At 73.7% G+C, this 18,830-nt stretch carries 15 protein-coding genes; 11 read left to right on the top strand and 4 right to left on the bottom strand.

Annotation, left to right across the window (positions count from 1 at the left end):
- Nucleotides 1–24 precede the first annotated feature (24 nt).
- Nucleotides 25–2,154, bottom strand: coding sequence for an MMPL family transporter (locus K7640_RS12475; protein WP_222954936.1), 2,130 nt, complete (start codon nt 2,152–2,154; stop codon nt 25–27).
- A 184-nt stretch (nt 2,155–2,338) separates the two neighbouring features.
- On the opposite strand from K7640_RS12475, the gene K7640_RS12470 reads away from it, so the two are divergent.
- From K7640_RS12470 to K7640_RS12450, 5 genes are all read left to right on the top strand, one after another.
- Nucleotides 2,339–2,854, top strand: coding sequence for a MarR family winged helix-turn-helix transcriptional regulator (locus K7640_RS12470; protein WP_222955121.1), 516 nt, complete (start codon nt 2,339–2,341; stop codon nt 2,852–2,854).
- 2 nt (nt 2,855–2,856) lie between these two features.
- Nucleotides 2,857–4,515, top strand: coding sequence for a CocE/NonD family hydrolase (locus K7640_RS12465; RefSeq protein WP_222954935.1), 1,659 nt, complete (start codon nt 2,857–2,859; stop codon nt 4,513–4,515).
- 157 nt (nt 4,516–4,672) lie between these two features.
- Nucleotides 4,673–5,581 carry a hypothetical protein gene (locus K7640_RS12460; protein ID WP_222954934.1) on the top strand — a complete coding sequence of 303 codons (909 nt, stop codon included), beginning with the start codon at nt 4,673–4,675 and terminating at the stop codon, nt 5,579–5,581.
- A gap of 72 nt (nt 5,582–5,653) precedes the next feature.
- The gene (locus K7640_RS12455; protein ID WP_222954933.1) at nt 5,654–6,256 is read left to right on the top strand and encodes a helix-turn-helix transcriptional regulator; all 603 of its coding nucleotides are present in this window, start codon (nt 5,654–5,656) and stop codon (nt 6,254–6,256) included.
- Nucleotides 6,253–7,566 carry an MFS transporter gene (locus tag K7640_RS12450; protein WP_222954932.1) on the top strand — a complete coding sequence of 438 codons (1,314 nt, stop codon included), beginning with the start codon at nt 6,253–6,255 and terminating at the stop codon, nt 7,564–7,566. The genes K7640_RS12455 and K7640_RS12450 overlap by 4 nt, the downstream gene beginning before the upstream one ends.
- Nucleotides 7,567–7,810: 244 nt before the next feature.
- Here K7640_RS12450 and K7640_RS12445 read toward each other — a convergent pair whose 3' ends face one another.
- Nucleotides 7,811–8,014, bottom strand: a complete 204-nt coding sequence (locus tag K7640_RS12445; protein ID WP_088975147.1) for a cold-shock protein — start codon at nt 8,012–8,014, stop codon at nt 7,811–7,813.
- A gap of 177 nt (nt 8,015–8,191) precedes the next feature.
- Between K7640_RS12445 and K7640_RS12440 the strand changes: the two genes are divergently transcribed.
- The gene (locus tag K7640_RS12440; RefSeq protein WP_255608760.1) at nt 8,192–8,875 is read left to right on the top strand and encodes a methyltransferase; all 684 of its coding nucleotides are present in this window, start codon (nt 8,192–8,194) and stop codon (nt 8,873–8,875) included.
- 18 nt (nt 8,876–8,893) lie between these two features.
- Here the strand turns inward: K7640_RS12440 and K7640_RS12435 are convergent, their stop codons facing one another.
- Together K7640_RS12435 and K7640_RS12430 are read right to left on the bottom strand one after the other, a co-directional pair.
- Nucleotides 8,894–9,547: an MBL fold metallo-hydrolase gene (locus K7640_RS12435; protein WP_222954931.1), complete on the bottom strand. Its 654-nt coding sequence runs from the start codon at nt 9,545–9,547 to the stop codon at nt 8,894–8,896.
- Between the two features lie 3 nt (nt 9,548–9,550).
- Nucleotides 9,551–10,264 (bottom strand): maleylpyruvate isomerase family mycothiol-dependent enzyme, encoded by a 714-nt coding sequence (locus K7640_RS12430; protein ID WP_222954930.1) that lies wholly within the window; start codon nt 10,262–10,264, stop codon nt 9,551–9,553.
- A gap of 233 nt (nt 10,265–10,497) precedes the next feature.
- Here K7640_RS12430 and rsgA point away from each other — a divergent pair, with 233 nt between their 5' ends.
- The 5 genes from rsgA (at nt 10,498) to K7640_RS12405 (ending at nt 18,806) form a co-directional block, all read left to right on the top strand.
- Nucleotides 10,498–11,577 (top strand): ribosome small subunit-dependent GTPase A, encoded by a 1,080-nt coding sequence (gene rsgA / locus K7640_RS12425; RefSeq protein ID WP_222954929.1) that lies wholly within the window; start codon nt 10,498–10,500, stop codon nt 11,575–11,577.
- Nucleotides 11,578–11,786: 209 nt separating this feature from the next.
- Nucleotides 11,787–14,732, top strand: coding sequence for an excinuclease ABC subunit UvrA (gene uvrA, locus K7640_RS12420; RefSeq protein WP_222954928.1), 2,946 nt, complete (start codon nt 11,787–11,789; stop codon nt 14,730–14,732).
- A 510-nt stretch (nt 14,733–15,242) separates the two neighbouring features.
- A complete protein-coding gene (locus K7640_RS12415; RefSeq protein ID WP_222954927.1) occupies nt 15,243–15,731 on the top strand; it encodes a Rieske (2Fe-2S) protein in 489 nt (162 codons plus the stop codon).
- A 61-nt stretch (nt 15,732–15,792) separates the two neighbouring features.
- Entirely contained in the window at nt 15,793–17,739 is a 1,947-nt protein-coding gene (gene uvrC, locus K7640_RS12410; protein WP_222954926.1) for an excinuclease ABC subunit UvrC, read from the top strand.
- Between the two features lie 419 nt (nt 17,740–18,158).
- The gene (locus tag K7640_RS12405; protein WP_222954925.1) at nt 18,159–18,806 is read left to right on the top strand and encodes a C39 family peptidase; all 648 of its coding nucleotides are present in this window, start codon (nt 18,159–18,161) and stop codon (nt 18,804–18,806) included.
- The last annotated feature ends 24 nt before the right edge of the window (nt 18,807–18,830 follow it).

The following is an 18,830-nucleotide window of genomic DNA, read 5'->3' as shown; positions in this document are numbered from 1 at the left end:
CCGCCGGCCCCCCCGTAGCGGTTCCTACCGCAGGGCCGGCCGGGGCTCGGCGGCGTCCGGCTGCTCGGTCGCCGGCCGGGTGCGCGGCGGCCGTCCCGGCCACCAGAAGCGGTCGCCGAGCAGGAACGCCAGCGCCGGCACCAGCACGGTACGCACCAGCAGGGTGTCCAGCAGCACGCCGATGCAGACGATGATGCCGATCTGGGTGAGCGTGATCAGGGGCAGCACGCCGAGCACGGCGAAGACCGCGGCGAGCAGCACCCCGGCGCTGGTGATCACCCCGCCGGTGACCCGCAGCGCGGAGAGCATGCCGTCGCGGGTGCCCATCGTGCGGGCGTCCTCGCGGGCCCGGGTGACCAGGAAGATGTTGTAGTCGACACCGAGCGCCACCAGGAACACGAAGGCCAGCAGCAGCACCCCGCTGTCCAGGGCGGGGAAGTCGAGCACGTGGTCGAAGAGCAGCCAGGCCGCGCCGAGGCTGGCGAAGAAGGACGCGATCACCGTGAGCACCAGCAGCAGCGGGGCGAGCAGGCCGCGCAGCAGCAGGATCAGCACGGTGCCGACCAGCGCCAGGATGATGGGCAGGATCAGCCGCAGGTCCCGGCTGTTGGCGTCGGTGCTGTCCAGCGTCGCGGCGACGGTGCCACCGACCAGGGCGCCGCGCGGCGCGTCGGCGCCGTCGACCGCCGGGGGAGCGGACCCGGGTACGGCGGCCACCGCGTCGCGCAGCGCCTCGATGGCCCGGTCGGAGGCGGCGGTGCCCGGCTCCGCCTCCAGCACCACGTCCACCTGGGCGACGTTCGGGCCGGCCTCGCCGGGGCGGGCGGAGGCGATCCCGTCGACCGCGGCCGCTGCCTCGGTGACCGCGGCCACGGCCGCCGGGGTGGTCAGCACGGCCACCGGCTGGGTCGTGCCGGCCGGGAACGCCCGGGCCAGGGTCTCGGCGGCGACCACCGCCTCGGGCTGGGCCCGGAACTGCTCGGTCTCGGACAGGCCGGTGCGGATGCTCAGCCCGCCGAGCGCCAGGCCGACCAGCAGCAGCGTGGCGAGCGCGGCGACCGGCGCGGGCCGGCGGACGACGGCGGCGCCGAGCCGGCCCCACAGCCGGCCCTCCCGGGCCGGGCCGCCCACCTTCGGCACGAACGGCCAGAACAGGCCCCGGCCGAAGAGCACCAGCGCGGCGGGGAGCACGAACAGCGCGGAGAGCATGGCGAACACCACACCGGTGGCGCAGGCCACGGCGAGGGCGCGGTTGGTCTCCTGCTCCGACAGCAGCAGGGTGAGCGTGCCGAGCACGACCGTGGAGCCGCTGGCCAGGATCGGCTCGGCGGTACGCCGCAGGGCGTGCCGCATGGCGGCGAACCGGTCCTCGGTGCGGCGCAGTTCCTCCCGGTAGCGGGCGATCAGCAGCAGGGCGTAGTTGGTGGCGGCGCCGAAGACCAGGACGCTGGCGATGCCGGTGACCTGGCCGTCCTGGAGGAAGATGCCGAGCGCCGGGACGATCGACTCGACGGCGCGCAGGGTGAGCTGTTCGGTGGCGGCGACGACCAGCAGCGGCACGATCCACAGGAACGGGCTGCGGTAGGTGATCAGCAGCAGCACCGCCACCACGGCGGCGGTGACGATGAGCAGGGTGGTGTTGGCCCCGTCGAAGACCTTGCTGAGGTCGGCGGTGAACGCGGGCGCGCCGGTGACCTGTGCGGTGAGCCCGTCCGGCACGGCGGCGAGCGCGTCGCGCAGTTCGGTGACCCGGTCGGTGGTCGGCAGCACCCCGCCGGCGGTGGACACCGGCACCACGACCAGCGCCACGGTCCCGTCCGGTGAGGTCTGCGGCGGCGGGATCCGGCCGCCGACGGCGTACCGGCTCAGGTCGACCGGGTCGCCGGCCAGGGCGGCGCGGTCGGCGTCGGTGAGCCGGCCGCCGTCGGCCCGGCTGAGCACCACGATGGCGGGCTGGACGTCGCGGTCGGGCAGTTGCTCCTGCAACCGCTCGACCTGGGTGGACTGCCATTCCTCGGACAGGCCGGTGGCGGAGACGGGTGCCGGGTTGTCGGGCCGGGGCAGCGCGAAGACCGCCGCGCCGAGCGCGATCGCCGCCGCAATGGTGAGCCAGGCGGCCAGCCGGCCGCGGGCGACGCGGGTGAACAGGGACATCGGATGCCTCATCGTCTGTCGGCGGGGTTTCGAGCGCGGGGCCCGCGGAAAGGGGGAGGAACGCGGGGACCGGGCGGTACGCTCGATCACCGAGTATCTTGATGGTCGAGATTATCTTCGGCTGCTCTATGCTGCAACCGGACCGGCGCGGGAGGAAACGACGGGCGACGTGGCAGCGCACGAGATGTACCGCCGACGGGAGACCCAGCGCGGTCGCCTGATCGCCGACATCGCCAACGACCTGCGCCGATACTCGGTGGACGCGCAGCACATCGGGCACGCCTTCGCCGGCCTGCACGGGCTCGGCGCCACCGACCTGCACGCCCTCATCGCGGTGATGGACGCCGAGCTGGTCGGCGACCCGATCACCCCGGGGCGACTGGGCGAGCTGCTCAACCTCTCCTCCGGGGCGGTCACCGCCCTGGTCGACCGGCTGGAACGGGCCGGCCACATCCGGCGGGACCGGGACACCGCCGACCGCCGCAAGATCCTGCTGCACTACGCCGACCGGGGCGCCGCGCTGGCGATGGAGTTCTTCGGCCCGCTCGGTCGGCGTACCGACGAGGTGATGGACGGGTTCGACGACGCCGAACTGGCGGTCGTGCACCGCTTCATGACCGCGATGGTGACCTCGATGCGGCAGCACCGCGACGAGGTCCGGGCGCTGCGCCCCGAGCCGCCCCGGCGCCCGGCGGACTGAGCGTGGACCGGCTCGCCGCCCGCCTCGCCGCCGCGGTGCTGCGGCTGCCCGCCCCGCGCACCCGGCGGGTCACCGTGCGCCGGGACATCCCGGTACGGGTCCGCGACGGGGTGACCCTGCGCACCGACCACCACGCCCCCGACCTGCCGGACGCGCCCACCGTGTTGATCCGCACCCCGTACGGGCGGCGGGGGCCGATGCGGCTGCTCGCCCGGGTCATCGCCGAGCGTGGTTACCACGTGGTGATCCAGTCCTGCCGCGGCACCCACGGCTCCGGCGGGACGTTCGCGCCGCTGGTGCACGAGCGCGACGACGGGTTGGACACCGTCGACTGGCTGCGCCGCCAACCCTGGTACGCCGGCTCGTTCGGCATGTTCGGCGTCAGCTACCAGGGCTTCGTGCAGTGGGCGGTGGCCGCCGAGGTGGGCGCGGAGCTGGGCGCCATGGTCGCCGTGGCCACCGCGTCGGCCACCCGCGACTCCACGTACGCGGGGGAGTCGTTCGCCCTGGACACGGTGCTGACCTGGGCCGAGCTGCTCCAGGCGCAGACCGTGCCCTGGCTGGCCCGGCAGTGGGAACTCAAGCGCGGCCAGCCCCGCCTGGCGGCGGCGCTTACCCATCTGCCGCTGGCGGAGGCCGACCGGATCGCCACCGGGGTGCGCATCCCGTTCTTCCAGGAGTGGCTGCGCCACCACACCCCGGACGCCGACTACTGGCGTACCCGGGTGTTCGGCGCCCGGCTGCCCGAGGTGCGGTCGCCGGTGGTGCTGGTCAGCGGGTGGCAGGACATCTTCCTCCCCGCCCAGCTGGACGACCACGCGGCGCTGCGGGCCGCCGGCGCCCGGCCGCGCCTGGTGGTCGGCCCGTGGACGCACGGCAGTCCGGGGTTGTTCGCCGCCGCGCTGCGGGAGGGGTTGGCCTGGCTCGACGAGCACCTGGCGGGCCGGCCGGCGGCCAGCCGGGCGCCGGTACGCATCCACCTGGGCGGCGCCGGCGGCGGCTGGCGTGACCTGCCGGACTGGCCGCCCCCGGCCACCGAGCGGCGGTGGCACCTGCACGGCGACCGGGCACTGGCCCCCGACCCGCCGCGCCCGTCGCCCCCCACCGAGTTCTGGTACGACCCGGCCGACCCGACCCCGTCGCTCGGCGGGCCGCTGCTGGTCGCCCAGCGGGCCGGGCCGGTGGACAACCGGCCGGTCGAGGCCCGGCCCGACGTGCTCACCTGGACCAGCGCCCGGCTCACCCGGCCGGTCGAGGTGATCGGCCCGGTACGCGCCGAGGTGTACGTCGACAGCGACCTGCCCTACCTGGACGTGTTCGTGCGGCTGTGCGACGTGGACCGGCGGGGCCGGTCGTGGAACGTCTGCGACGGCCTGGTCCGGGTTGCGCCGGAGCGCTTCCCGGCCGACGCGGCCGGCGTGGTGCGGGTGCCGGTCCCGCTCTGGCCCGCCGCGCACCGCTTCGCCGCCGGCCACCGGTTGCGGGTGCAGGTCTCCGGCGGCGCCCACCCCCGCTACGCGCGCAACCCGGGCACCGGCGAGCCGCTGGGCACCGCCGTCACGCTGCGCGCCGGAGCGCGACGGATCCGGCACGACCCCGCCCACCCGTCGGCGCTGATCCTGCCGATGACCGGCAATGTGCCGGGCCGGCCGGCCGCCTGATACAGGCACTTTGACCTGGGATAACTCACATAATCGTTGGTTATGCTTGAACACAGCTGCCCGACGATGTGCATCAATCGGCCGGGTGCGCCCGGTCTCCGTCCGCTACGGACGGTGATCATCGCTCCGGCCCTCTTACCCTAAGGGGGGGGCTGCCATGACAACGGCGCCGGCGAACCTGCTCGCGGTTCGCCACCTGCTCCTCAGCTATCTCGACGTCGACCCGGACACACCCCGCGGCCAGGATCTCGAACCCGACGAGGTCGGGATCGTCGCAGACGCCTACCACCACGGCGGTTACCACTGTGGCGCCGACCGAGTGGTGGCCGACGACTACTCGGTGGTGGAGTCCGCACGAGACCGGGCCGGCCTGACCCTGCACGCGTCCGCCGTGGACGTCGGTGAGTTCGAGGTGCAGGTGAAGGGCCGCACCCACAACCTGATCACCTTCTCCAACTGGTGCGTGGCGCAGTGCGTGGCCGACGCTCCCGGCACCCGTGATCTGCGCGAGGTCATCTACTCGCCGGACGGCCGCACCGTCAGACGCTGGGACCGGTTGGGCCGGCGCTCCACCGGCGACAGCACCCACCTCACCCACACCCACTTCAGCTTCTTCCGCGACTCGACCAAGGCGGACCGGGACCAGACCCCGCTGTTCCGCCGCTACCTCACCGAGATCGGACTGATCCCGTCCACACCCCAGGAGCACGTCATGGAACAGAACGACAGGCTTGTCAAGGCCACCGGCTACCCCGAGCGCACCGTCGGCGACGTCCTCGCCGACCTGGAGAACCTGCGCAACTGGCTGATCTCGCCGGTGGGCACCGCCGGCCTGCTCTCGGTGCCGATGGCCGGGTCACCGGCGGCGCGGCTGCTGGCGATGGCGCAGGGCTGGCCCGCGCTGGTCGCCCAGGTCACCGCGCTGTCCAACAAGGACTTCGTGGACGAGAAGGCGATCGTGTCGGGCGTGCTGGCCACGCTCACCCCGCAGGCGATCGCGGCGGCCATTCCGCCCACCGTCGCCAAGCAGGTGGCCGACGAACTGCACGCGCGACTCGCCGCCTGACCCGGCAGGTTGACAAGAAGGGTTGCGCAACCAATATTGCGCAACCCTTCTTGTCCATGTCAGCCTGGGGTCATGGAAGACGTCACCGCTGCGGGGGCCCACCCCGACCCCGAGGTGCGCCGGGTCACCGACTCCCGGGTGCTGGCCGCGCTGGCCCACCCCCTGCGCCGCCGACTGATGGACGTGCTCAAGGTGCACGGCGCGTCGACGGTCGGCACGCTCGCCGAGCAGACCGACCAGGCGCCGGCCAACATCAGCCACCACATGAAGGTCCTCGCCGCCGCCGACCTCGTCACCGAGGCGCCCGAGCTGGCCCGCGACCGGCGGGAACGGTGGTGGCGGCTGGTCAACCGGGGAGTCCGCTGGTCCACCGCCGACTTCGACGCCGACCCGGCCGCCCGGGCCGTGGCCGACGCCGCCACCTCGCTCAACCTCGACCGGCACGTCGCCCTGGCCCGTGCCTGGCACGCCGCCGGCGACGACGCGAAGCAGACCTGGGGCGACGGGCCGTTCTCCACCGACCGGTGGCTGCGGCTGACCCCGGAGGAACTGGCCGACCTCGGCCGGGAACTGGTCGACCTGCTGGCCCGCTGGGGCGAGCGGGAGATCCCCGACGACGGGCGGGAGCGCCAACCGGTCTTCCTCTTCGCCTACGGCGTACCGGCGCGGCCGTGACCCGCGCCGCCCGCCGGCCGGCCGGCGGCGCGCGTCGCGGCGGACTGTTGTGGCACCGCGATTTTCGGCTGCTCTGGGCCGGCCAGACCGCCAGCGCGATCGGCAGCAACGTCACCACGGTGGCGCTGCCGCTGGTGGCGGTCTCGGTGCTCGACGCCGGCACCCTCCAGGTCGCCGTGCTCACCGCCGCCGCCTGGCTGCCGTGGCTGCTCATCGGCCTGCCGGCCGGGGCGTGGGTGGACCGGCTGCCCCGCCGGCCCGTCATGGTCGGCTGCGACCTGGCCTCGGCGGCCCTGTTCGTCAGCATCCCGGTGGCCGCCGTGCTGGACCTGCTCACCGTCGGGCACCTGCTCGTCGTGGCGCTCGGCGCCGGGGTGGCCCGGGTGTTCTTCGAGACCGCCGACCAGGTCTATCTGCCGGTGCTGCTGCGCCCCGACCAGCTGCCCGAGGGCAACGCCAAACTCCAGGCCACCCAGACCGCCAGCTACGTCCTCGGCCCCGGCCTGGCCGGCCTGGTGGCGCAGCTCGCCGGCGCGGTCACCGCGCTGCTGCTCGACGCGTTGAGCTTCCTGGTCTCGGCCGCCTGCCTGCTGCGCATCCGGACCACCGAACCCCCGCCGGCCCGGCCGGTGGGGGCGCCGTCGCTGCGCCGGCAGATCGCCGACGGCCTCACCTTCGTCGCCCGCGACCCCTACCTGCGGGTGTTGACCGGGTACGGGGCGGCCAGCAACATCGGTCTGGTCGGCTACCAGGCCGTGCTGGTGGTCTTCCTGGTCCGCACGGTCGAGCTGCCGGCGGGACTGGTGGGTGCCGTGGTCGGCGCGATGAGCGTCGGCGGGGTGCTCGGCGCGCTGCTCGCCACCACCCTGAGCCGCCGGCTGGGCAGCGCCCGTGCGCTGCTGCTCGCCGCCGCCCTCACCGGCCCGCCCGCGCTGCTCGTGCCGCTGGCCCGACCGGGCGCCGGCCTGCTGTGGCCGGTGCTGGGCGGCCTGCTGGTGAGTCTCGGGGTGGCGGTGGGCAACGTGGTGAAGGGCGCGTTCCGGCAGGCGTACACCCCGCACCACCTGCTGGGCCGGGTGACGGTGAGCATGCAGCTGCTCAACTACGGGATGATCCCGCCGGCCGCGCTGCTGGCCGGGACGCTCGGCGCGACGCTGGGGCCGCGAGCGGCGATCTGGCTGATGACCGGGTGGCTCGCGGCGAGCCCGCTGCTGCTGCTGATCGGCCCGCTACGGCGCCGACGGGAGCTGCCGGCGGCATCGGCGTACCACGCCGACCTGCCGGCGGTGCCGGCCGCACTCGGCCGCTGAGCCGCCGGCCGCACTCGGCCGCTGAGCCGCCGGCCGCACTCGGCCGCTGAGCCGCCGGCCGCACTCGGCCGCTGAGTCGCCGGCCGCACTCGGCCGCTGAGTCGCCGGCCGCACTCGGCCGCTGAGCCGCCGGCCGCACCACGGCGTTTAGCTGCCGCAGCGACCGGGGCCGCCGGCCCCGGTCGCCACAAACGACGTCGTCACCGGGGCGGCGGCCGCTACGGCCGCCGCCACCGGCACGGAACTACAGCGGACGGACGTTGTCCGCCTGCGGACCCTTCTGCCCCTGGGTCACCTCGAACTCGACCTTCTGCGCCTCCTGCAGCTCTCGGTAGCCGCTGGAGGCGATGGCCGAGTAGTGGACGAAGACGTCGGGGCCTCCGCCGTCCTGCTCGATGAAGCCGAAGCCCTTTTCCGAGTTGAACCACTTGACCGTGCCGGTTGCCATGCATCTCTCCCTGTTCATGCGGCGGACCACCGACGTGTCGTCGATGATCGCCCTTACTCCCTCGACAGTAACCGCCCGAAGCCCGATCCGGTGGCGGAAGTGCCGGCGCGCCCCGGCGAATCCGCCGAGGGCGGAAAACCGGCCCATCGCGACGGCGACTGCGGCATGCTGGCCCGGATGGTCCTTACCGCAGCCTCCGCGCTGACCGAGCTGGAGCACGAGATCGCGGCTCCGGGCGCCGGGCTGGACCGGCTCCAACTGGTCGAGACCCCCTTCGTGCCCGAAGTCCGGCTGCACCTCGCCGAGGACGCCATCGTGTTCTGGGCGCGGATGGAGGCGGCGGCGGGACGGCCGCTGCCCGCGCCGTACTGGGCCTCCGCCTGGGCGGGCGGCCAGGCGCTGGCCCGCCACCTGCTCGACCACCCCGAGCTCGCCCGCGGCCGCACCGTGCTCGACCTGGGCACCGGCTCGGGGCTGGTGGCCATCGCCGCCGCGCTGGCCGGGGCCCGGCGGGTGGTGGCCAACGACATCGACCCGTACGCGGGCGCCGCGGTCGTCGTCAACGCCCGCGCGAACCGGGTCACCGTCGCGCCGGACATCGGTGACCTGCTCGACGCCGACGTGGACGCCGACCTGCTGTTGGCCGGCGACGCGCTGTACAGCGGGGCGATGGCCGCGCGGGTGCTGCCGTTCCTGCGCCGGGCCGCGGCCGGCGGCACGCAGGTGCTGGTCGGTGACCCCGGCCGCGGCCACCTGACCGCGCCGGGCTGGGAGACGGTGACGAGCTATCCGGTGCCCACCACCGAACCGACCGTCGACCTGGCGCCGCGCCGGGTCCGGGTGCTGCGCCCGCTGCCCTGACTGCGCCCGGCCGGGGGCTCACCAGCCGCGGGCCCGCCACTGGGGCAGCGCCGGGCGCTCCGCGCCGAGCGTGCTGTCCTTGCCGTGACCGGGATAGAACCAGGTCTCGTCGGGCAGCCGGTCGAAGATCTTGTGCTCGACGTCGTCGATCAGCGACGCGAACCGCTGCGGATCCTGGTCGGTGTTGCCCACCCCGCCCGGGAAGAGCGAGTCGCCGGTGAACAGGTGCGGCCCGCCGGCCGGGTCACGGTAGAGCAGCGCGATCGAGCCGGGAGTGTGCCCCACCAGGTGGATCACCTCCAGCGTGCAGTCGCCCACCGCGACGGTGTCGCCGTCGCGCAGCGGCTCCGCCGCGATCGGCAGGCCCTCGGCGTCGTCGGCGTGCACCGCGGCGCGGGCGCCGGTCTTGGCCACCACCTCCTCCAGCGCCACCCAGTGGTCCATGTGCCGGTGGGTGGTGACCACGGTGGCCAGCCCGCCCTCGCCGACCAGCTCCAGCAGCCGGGGCGCCTCGTTGGCGGCGTCGATCAGCAACTGCTCGCCGGTGTCGCGGCAGCGCAGCAGGTAGGCGTTGTTGTCCATCGGGCCGACCGACACCTTGGTGACGGTGAGCCGGTCGAGTTCGCGTACGGCCGGGGCGCCGTTCGGGGCGACGTCTCCGCTGTAGGTCATGGTCTAGATCCATTCCGGTGGGGTCGGGAGCGGGCCGTCGGGCTCGACGGTGAGCTCGGTGCCGTCGGCGCGACCGATCAGCCAGGCGGCCAGCGCGGGCGCCGGGCCGGTGATCGTGGGCGCCGGCGCCGTGCCGATCGGCAGCTCGTGCCGGCTGCCGTCGAAACGCAGCACCATCGCCGGCGCGTCCGGGCGGGCGGCGAGGTCGGCGGCGACCTCGTGCAGCAGCCGGTGGCCGAACGCCTCGGGCCAGTCGGCCGGCGTGTAGCCGGCGCCGAGGTCGACGTGGTGCACCTCCACCTCGCGCAGCCGCGTCCAGACCAGCCGGGCCGCGACCAGCGGGCCGCGGTGGGTCTGCACCGTCGCCGCCCAGGCCGCCGCCGGCATCGCGGCCACCGCCGCGGCGAAGCGCTCGTGCGAGCGGCGCAGGTCGTCCAGGTGCGCGGCGGGCGGCCGGGCGGCGCCGGCCTCGATGTCTGCGGTGCGGGCGGCGGGGCTGGCGTACATCGGGATCCGCTCGCCGGTGCGGGCGGCGGTCAACAGGTTGACCAGCCCGTCCGCGTTGCGGGCCAGGTGGGTCAGCACGTGCCCGCGGGTCCAGCCGGGCAGCGGCGCGGCGGCGGTGATCGCGGCGGTGTCGAGGGTCTCCGCGGTGGCCAGCAGGCGGGCCGTGGCGGCGTCCACCTCACCGGTCAGCAACAGCGGGTCGGTGGTCACCCGTCGACCCTAGCGGTCCGCCCGCGCCACGTCGCCGCGGAAATCGCTTTCGGCGCGTCGGCGGGCACCCTACCGTCGGCGTCGACGGCCTCGGGTCGCGGCGCGGCGCCGGCCGCGCCGCGCAAAGCCGTCGCAGCGCGCGGCACCGACAGTCGGAAGGCGAGGTGGTGACCATGCCGGACGTAGCACGCCAGTTCCGCCACAGCCAGCTTCGACACCGATGAGGAACCGCCATGACCATCGATCTGACCGCCCTCGGCTGGGACGCCGAGCGGGCGGCGCACGTATCCGAGCGGCCCGGGCGTCGCCCCGGCCGGGTGGCCCGGGTGGACCGCGGGGTGTGCACCGTGCTGACCGCCGACGGGCCCACCCGGGCCAGCCTGTCCGGCGCGGTGCTCGCCGCCGCGGCCCGGGACCCGGCCACCCTGCCCTGCGCCGGTGACTGGGTGCTGCTCGAACGGTGGCCGGACGGGCCGGTCACCGTCGAGGCGGTGCTGCCCCGGCGCACCGCGCTGATCCGGCGTACCGCCGGCAAGGACGCCAGCGGCCAGGTGCTGGCCGCCAACCTGGACGTCGGCGCGGTGGTCGAGCCGGTGCACCCCGAGCCGGACGTCGGCCGGATCGAGCGGCTGCTGTCGGTCGTACACGAGTCGGGGGCCCGGCCGCTGGTGCTGCTCACCAAGGCGGACCTGGCGGCCGATCCGGCCGCGATCGCCCGGCAGTTGGCCGCGGTGGCGCCGGGGGTGCCAGTGCTGCCGGTCAGCGCCGAACGGGGGGAGGGGCTGGACCCGGTGCGACCGCTGGTCGCCGCCGGCCGCACCCTGGGTCTGCTGGGCCCCTCCGGCGCGGGCAAGTCGAGCCTGGTCAACGCGTTGGCCGGGGCCGTCGTGATGCCGACCCAGGCGATCCGGCGGGTCGACGGCAAGGGCCGGCACACCACCACCTGGCGGGCCCTGGTGCCGATCCCCGGCGGCGGTGCCGTGCTGGACACCCCGGGGGTACGCGCGGTCGGGCTGCTCGACGGCGCGGCCGGCCTGGACCGGGCGTTCACCGACATCACCGAGCTCGGCGCCGGCTGCCGCTACGCGGACTGCGCGCACGACGCCGAGCCGGCCTGCGCCGTGCGGGCCGCGCTGGACGCCGGTGAGCTGCCGGTCCGGCGGTACGAGAGCTGGCGCCGGTTGCAGCGTGAGCTGGACCACGAGAGCCGCCGCCGGCAGACCCGGGTGGCCGCCCAGCGCCGGGGCGGCTGGCGCGGCGAGCGGCGCCGGGCCGCCCGGTCGACGCTGCCGCCCGAGCCGGGCGGGTACTGACCGGTGAGCGCGGGTCGGGCGGGGTGCGGGAGCGCCCCGCCCGACCGTGCTGAGCTGGGGGAATGCGCGCGGGGGGAAAGTTGTCGTACCTCGGGGCTAGAGTTGCCCAGGCGTCTTTTCTGCGCCTCGACAACGTTCCGAGAACCGCTCAGACCCCGCTCCGAGCGGACAGATCCGCCGCACATTCTTCTTCCGGGAGCACACGCACCGTGGCCGACCGACTGATCATCCGTGGCGCGCGCGAGCACAACCTGCGTGACGTCAGTCTCGACCTGCCCCGGGACGCCCTGATCGTCTTCACCGGGCTCTCCGGGTCGGGCAAGTCGAGCCTGGCCTTCGACACCATCTTCGCCGAGGGGCAGCGCCGCTACGTCGAGTCGCTGTCGTCGTACGCCCGGCAGTTCCTCGGCCAGATGGACAAGCCCGACGTCGACTTCATCGAGGGCCTGAGCCCCGCGGTCTCCATCGACCAGAAGTCCACCTCGCGCAACCCGCGCTCCACGGTCGGCACCATCACCGAGGTCTACGACTACCTCCGGCTGCTGTTCGCCCGCGTCGGCGAGCCGCACTGCCCGGTCTGCGGCGAGCGGATCTCCAAGCAGAGCCCGCAGCAGATCGTCGACCGGGTGCTCGCCATGGCCGAGGGGACCCGGTTCATGGTGCTGGCCCCGGTGGTGCGCGGCCGCAAGGGCGAATACGTCGACCTCTTCGCCGAGCTCCAGGGCAAGGGTTACGCCCGGGCCAGGGTCGACGGCGTGGTGCACCCGCTGACCGAGCCGCCCAAGCTCAAGAAGCAGGAGAAGCACACCATCGAGGTGGTGATCGACCGGCTCACCGTCAAGGCCGGCGCCAAGCAGCGGCTGACCGACTCGGTCGAGGCGGCGCTGGGGCTCTCCGGCGGCATCGTGCTGCTCGACTTCGTCGACCTCGCCGAGGACGACCCGGACCGCGAGCGCCGCTACTCCGAGCACCTGGCCTGCCCGAACGACCACCCCCTGGCCATCGAGGACCTGGAGCCCCGGGTCTTCTCCTTCAACGCCCCGTACGGCGCGTGCCCCGAGTGCACCGGGCTGGGCACCAAGAAGGAGGTCGACCCGGAGCTGGTCATCCCGGACCCGGAGCGCACCCTGCGCGAGGGCGCGATCCAGCCCTGGTCGACCGGGCACAACCTGGAATACTTCCTGCGCCTGCTGGAGGCGCTCGGCGAGAGCCAGCACTTCGACATCGACACCCCGTGGCGCAAGCTGCCGTCCCGGGCGCAGAAGACGATCCTGCACGGCTCCGACGACCAGGTGCACGTGCGATACCGCAACAAGTACGGCCGCGAGCGCTCCTACTACACCGGCTTCGAGGGCGTGGTGCAGTGGATCGAGCGCCGGCACGCCGACACCGAGAGCGAGTGGTCGCGGGACAAGTACGAGGGCTACATGCGGGACGTGCCCTGCGCCGCCTGCGGTGGCGCCCGGCTCAAGCCCGAGGTGCTGGCGGTGACCCTGGCCGGGCGGAGCATCGCCGAGGTCTGCAACCTCTCCGTCGGCGAGGCGGCCGACCTGCTCGCCGGCATCGAGCTCACCGACCGGCAGAAGATGATCGCCGAGCGGGTGCTCAAGGAGATCAACGCCCGGCTGCGGTTCCTGCTCGACGTCGGCCTGGACTACCTCTCCCTGGACCGGCCGGCGGGCACCCTCTCCGGCGGTGAGGCGCAGCGCATCCGGCTGGCCACCCAGATCGGCTCGGGCCTGGTCGGTGTCCTGTACGTGCTGGACGAGCCCTCCATCGGCCTGCACCAGCGGGACAACCACCGGCTGATCGAGACGCTGGTCCGGCTGCGCGGGCTGGGCAACACGCTGATCGTGGTGGAACACGACGAGGACACCATCCGCACCGCCGATTGGATCGTCGACATCGGTCCCGGTGCGGGCGAGCACGGCGGCCGGATCGTGCACAGCGGCTCGGTGCCGGCGCTGCTGGAGAACCCGGAGTCGGTCACCGGGGCATACCTGGCCGGCCGCAAGGAGATCCCGACGCCGCCGGTGCGGCGGCCGCAGACCCCGGGCCGGGAGCTGGTGGTGCACGGGGCGCGCGAGCACAACCTGCGCAACCTGACCGTGAGCTTCCCGCTGGGCCAGCTCATCGCCGTCACCGGGGTCAGCGGCTCCGGCAAGTCGACCCTGGTCAACGACATCCTGCACGCCGTGCTCGCCAACCAGATCAACGGCGCCCGGCTGGTGCCGGGCCGGCACACCCGGGTCAGCGGGCTGGAGCACGTGGACAAGGTCGTCGGCGTCGACCAGTCGCCCATCGGGCGGACGCCCCGGTCGAACCCGGCCACCTACACCGGCGTCTGGGACCACATCCGCAAGCTCTTCGCCGAGACCACCGAGGCCAAGGTCCGGGGGTACGGTCCGGGTCGCTTCTCGTTCAACGTCAAGGGCGGCCGCTGCGAGGCCTGCTCCGGTGACGGCACCATCAAGATCGAGATGAACTTCCTGCCGGACGTGTACGTCCCCTGCGAGGTGTGCAAGGGCGCGCGCTACAACCGGGAGACCCTGGAGGTGCACTACAAGGGCCGCACCGTCGCCGAGGTGCTGGACATGCCGATCGAGGAGGCGGCCGAGTTCTTCTCCGCGATCCCGGCCATCCACCGGCACCTGCGGACCCTCGTCGACGTCGGCCTGGGCTACGTTCGCCTCGGCCAGCCCGCCCCGACGCTCTCCGGCGGTGAGGCGCAGCGCGTCAAGCTCGCCTCGGAGCTGCAGAAGCGCTCCACCGGGCGGACGGTCTACGTGCTCGACGAGCCCACCACCGGCCTGCACTTCGAGGACATCCGCAAGCTGCTGATGGTGCTGGAGGGGCTGGTCGACAAGGGCAACACGGTGATCACCATCGAGCACAACCTCGACGTGATCAAGACCGCCGACTGGCTCATCGACATGGGCCCCGAGGGCGGCCACCGGGGCGGCACGGTGCTCGCCACCGGCACTCCCGAGGAGGTCGCCGAGGTGCCCGAGAGCCACACCGGTGAGTTCCTGCGGCAGGTGCTCAAGCTCGACGGCGCGGCCAAGGGGGCCGCGGCGGCCACCAGCCGGGCGGCGAAGGCCAACGGCACCGGCCGGTCCCGGGCCCCCCGCAAGGTGGCCGCCGCGACGCGTTGACCCCGGCTTCCGGCCGATTGACGGCGCAACGTGCCGGAGGTCGGCTTGTCGCGGTGGGCCGCGCGCCACATGGGTTAGCTCGGCGTCGTCCCGGCGGAGCGGCGGCGCGACATGCGGCGCTTCGGTCTGTCCGGGCGGGCCGGCGCGACATGCGGCATCTCGGTCTGTCCGGGTGGGGCGATGGCGCGATATGCGGCATCTTGGCCTGTCCCGGTGGGGCGATGGCGCGATATGCGGCATCTTGGCCTGTCCCGGTGGGGCGATGGTGCGGTGTGCGGCAGGTCGGCGTGGGTCCCGGCGGAGCGGCGGCGCGATATGCGGCGCCTTGGCCCGTCCGGACCGGGCGATAGCGCGATGTGCGGCAGGTCGTCCGCCGCATCGGTGCGAAGCTGTGCGTTTCCTGCGAATACCCCTTCCGTGACGCGCCGGTATGAACCGGACCGCAGAATGCGGCGTGTGGACGGGTAGGGTCGCGGATCATGGCCGCGGCCACGCTGAGGAGGGGCCGACATGGGTGACGATCAGGTGCTGACCGAGCCGGGCAAGCAGACGCGCCGGACCCTGCTGGCGGGAGCCGGCGCGGTCGGGGCGGCGGTGGTGCTGGCCGGCTGCGGCGGCAGCGACGGCGGGGGCTCGGGCAGCCCCGCGCCCACCAGCGGTGGTCCGGGAGCGACCGGCGCCGGGGACGCCGAGGGCGGCGACCGGGACAGCACCGGCCCGCTGGCCCGGACCACCGACATCCCGGTCGGCGGCGGCGCGATCTTCGCCGACAAGGGCGTGGTGATCACCCAGCCGGAGCCGGGGCAGTTCAAGGCGTTCAGCCCGATCTGCACCCACCAGCGCTGCCCGGTGTCGAACGTCGACGGCGGCACGATCAACTGCACCTGCCACAACAGCCGCTTCTCGATCAGCGACGGCTCGGTCAAGCAGGGCCCGGCCACCAAGCCCCTGCCGCCGAAGAACATCAAGGTCACTGGCGAGCAGATCACCCTGGCCTGAGGGCCCGGCGGCGGGCGCGGCGCCGGACGGGAGTGTCGGGGGAGCGGACTACGCTTGGCGCGTGGCTGACCCCTCGACCTACCGTCCCGCGCCCGGCACGATTCCGGAGTCGCCCGGGGTCTACCGCTTCCGCGACGGCACCGGTCGGGTGATCTATGTCGGCAAGGCGCGCAGCCTGCGCAGCCGGCTCAACTCCTACTTCGCCGACCCCGTCAACCTGCACCAGCGCACCCGGCAGATGGTCTTCACCGCCGAGTCGGTGGACTGGATCACCGTCGCCACCGAGGTCGAGGCGCTCCAGCAGGAATACACCTGGATCAAGCAGTACGACCCGAAGTTCAACGTCCGCTACCGCGACGACAAGTCGTACCCCTACCTGGCGGTCACCCTCGACGAGGAATACCCGCGGTTGCAGGTGATGCGCGGCGCCAAGCGCAAGGGGGTGCGCTACTTCGGGCCGTATTCTCACGCCTGGGCGATCCGCGAGACGCTCGACCTGCTGCTGCGCGTCTTCCCGGCCCGCACCTGCTCCTCCGGGGTGTTCAAGCGGGCCGGTCAGGTCGGCCGCCCCTGCCTGCTCGGCTATATCGGCAAGTGCTCCGCGCCCTGCGTCGGCAGCGTCACCGCCGAGCGGCACCGGGAGATCGTCGACGGCTTCTGCGACTTCATGGCCGGCCGCACCGACAGCATGGTCCGGCAGTTGGAACGCGAGATGCTGCGGGCCAGCGAGGGGCTGGAGTTCGAGCGGGCGGCCCGGCTGCGCGACGACGTGGCCGCGCTGCGTCGGGCGATGGAGAAGCAGACCGTGGTGTTGGGCGACGGCACCGACGCGGACGTGGTGGCCTTCGCCGACGATCCGCTGGAGGCCGCCGTCCAGGTCTTCCATGTCCGGGGCGGCCGGGTCCGCGGCCAGCGCGGCTGGGTGGTGGAGAAGACCGAGGACGTGACCACCGGCGACCTGGTCCATCACTTCTGCACCCAGGTGTACGGCGGTGAGCAGGGTGAGGCCGACGTGCCCCGCGAGCTGCTGGTCCCCGAGCTGCCCGGTGACGTCGACGCGCTCGCCGACTGGCTCTCCACCCGACGGGGCAGCCGGGTGTCGCTGCGGGTGCCGCAGCGCGGCGACAAGCGGTCCCTGCTGGAGACTGTGGAGCGCAACGCCAAGGACGCGCTCACCCGGCACAAGCTCAAGCGGGCCGGCGACCTGACCACGCGCAGCAGGGCACTCGACGAGATCGCCGACGCGCTCGGCATGCGGACCTCGCCGCTGCGCATCGAATGCTTCGACGTGTCCCAGATCCAGGGCACCGACGTGGTGGCCAGCATGGTCGTCTTCGAGGACGGGCTGCCCCGCAAGAGCGAATACCGGCGGTTCATCGTCCGGGGCGCCACCGACGACCTCTCCGCGATGTCCGAGGTGCTGCGTCGGCGCTTCGCCCGCTACCTCGACGCCCGGGCCGAGACCGGCGAGCTCGGCGAGGAGACCGCCGGCGACCCGGACCGGCCGGGCGTCGACCCCACCACCGGGCGGCCGCGCAAGTTCGCGTACCCGCCGCAGCTGGTGGTGGTGGACGGCGGTGCGCCGCAGGTGGCGGCGGCCGCGCAGGCCCTGGCCGAGCTGGGCATCGACGACGTGGCGCTCTGCGGGCTGGCCAAGCGGCTGGAGGAGGTCTGGCTGCCCGACGACGACTTCCCGGTCATCCTGCCGCGCACGTCGGAGGCGCTCTACCTGCTGCAACGCGTACGCGACGAGGCGCACCGTTTCGCCATCACCTTCCACCGCCAGCGGCGCTCCAAGCGGATGACCTCCTCCGCGCTGGACAACATCCCCGGTCTGGGTGAGGTGCGCCGCAAGGCGCTGCTGCGGCACTTCGGCTCGCTGAAGCGGCTCTCCGCCGCCACCGTCGAGGAGATCACCGAGGTGCCAGGGGTGGGGAAGCGGACCGCGGAGGCCATCCTGGCCGCGCTGGAGGCCGACGCCAGCCCGGCCCCCTCGGCCTCCTCCTGACCGCCGACCCACCCGACCCACCTGACCCACCCCGGCCCCGGCACAACCCCGTTGATCATGGAGTTAGCGGGGAAAAATGTCCGGATTCTGAGCCGCTAACTCCATGATCACCGCGAACGGGTGGGCGTGGTGTCGGGGTTTGGGGTGGGTGTCCGGTGGGCGGGTGGGCGGGGTCACCGTGGGGGTGGAATCGGGGCGGGGTCGCCGGCGTTGGACATGGCTCACCGCGCGGCACCACGACCCCCGGGCCCCAGCCCGCGGCACCACCACCCGGGCCTCAGCCCCCGGGGAATGGCCCGCCGCCGGTCGTCGTTACATCCCCGGGCACCCGAGCAGGCCACGCCGCCGGGCGGCCCGACCCCTGAAGACCTTGCGGCGCCCTCGCGCGCGCCGCGTACCCCCGAGCAGAGGAGTCGCACATGCGTACCGATCTGATCCGCAAGAGCGCCCTGACCATCGCCGGCATCGCCGCCACCGCCGGCGGCATCGCCGGACCCGCCATCGCCGCCCAGGCCACCCCGGCCGAGAAGACCGCACAGGTCAGCACCCAGCGCGGCGGCGAGCGGGAACTCGGCGTGCGCTACGAGGCGCAGCCCAACTTCTACTACTGCGGCCCGGCCGCCGCGCGTAACGCCCTGTCCGTGCAGGGCAAGAACATCGACGTCGACGCCATGGCCAAGGAGATGGGCACCACCGAGGCCGGCACCAACTCCATCAACGACATCACCCCGGTGCTGAACAAGGAGACCGGCAAGGACGTCTACAAGTCGGTCGAGATCCGCGACCGCAAGGCCGACGACAAGCAGACCGACAAGCTGCGCTCGGACATCGTGCGCACCGTGGACGACGGCCGCGCGGTGGTCGCCAACATCGCCGGCACCGCCACCGACACCGACGGCAACACCCACTCCTTCGAGGGCGGGCACTACATCAGCGTCATCGGCTACAAGGACGGCGGCAAGATCGTCACCATCGCCGACTCCGCCGACCCGAACATGGCCTCCTACCGGATGAGCGTGGACAACCTCGCCGACTGGATCGCCACCCGCGGCTACGCCACCAACTGACCGCGGTCGACAATGCGAAGGGCC

It is taken from the genome of Micromonospora sp. PLK6-60 (genome assembly GCF_019890675.1).
Classification (GTDB): Bacteria; Actinomycetota; Actinomycetes; order Mycobacteriales; family Micromonosporaceae; genus Micromonospora.
Note: the sequence above shows the minus strand (reverse complement) of the source record. Positions and strands in the feature narration are given on the sequence as shown.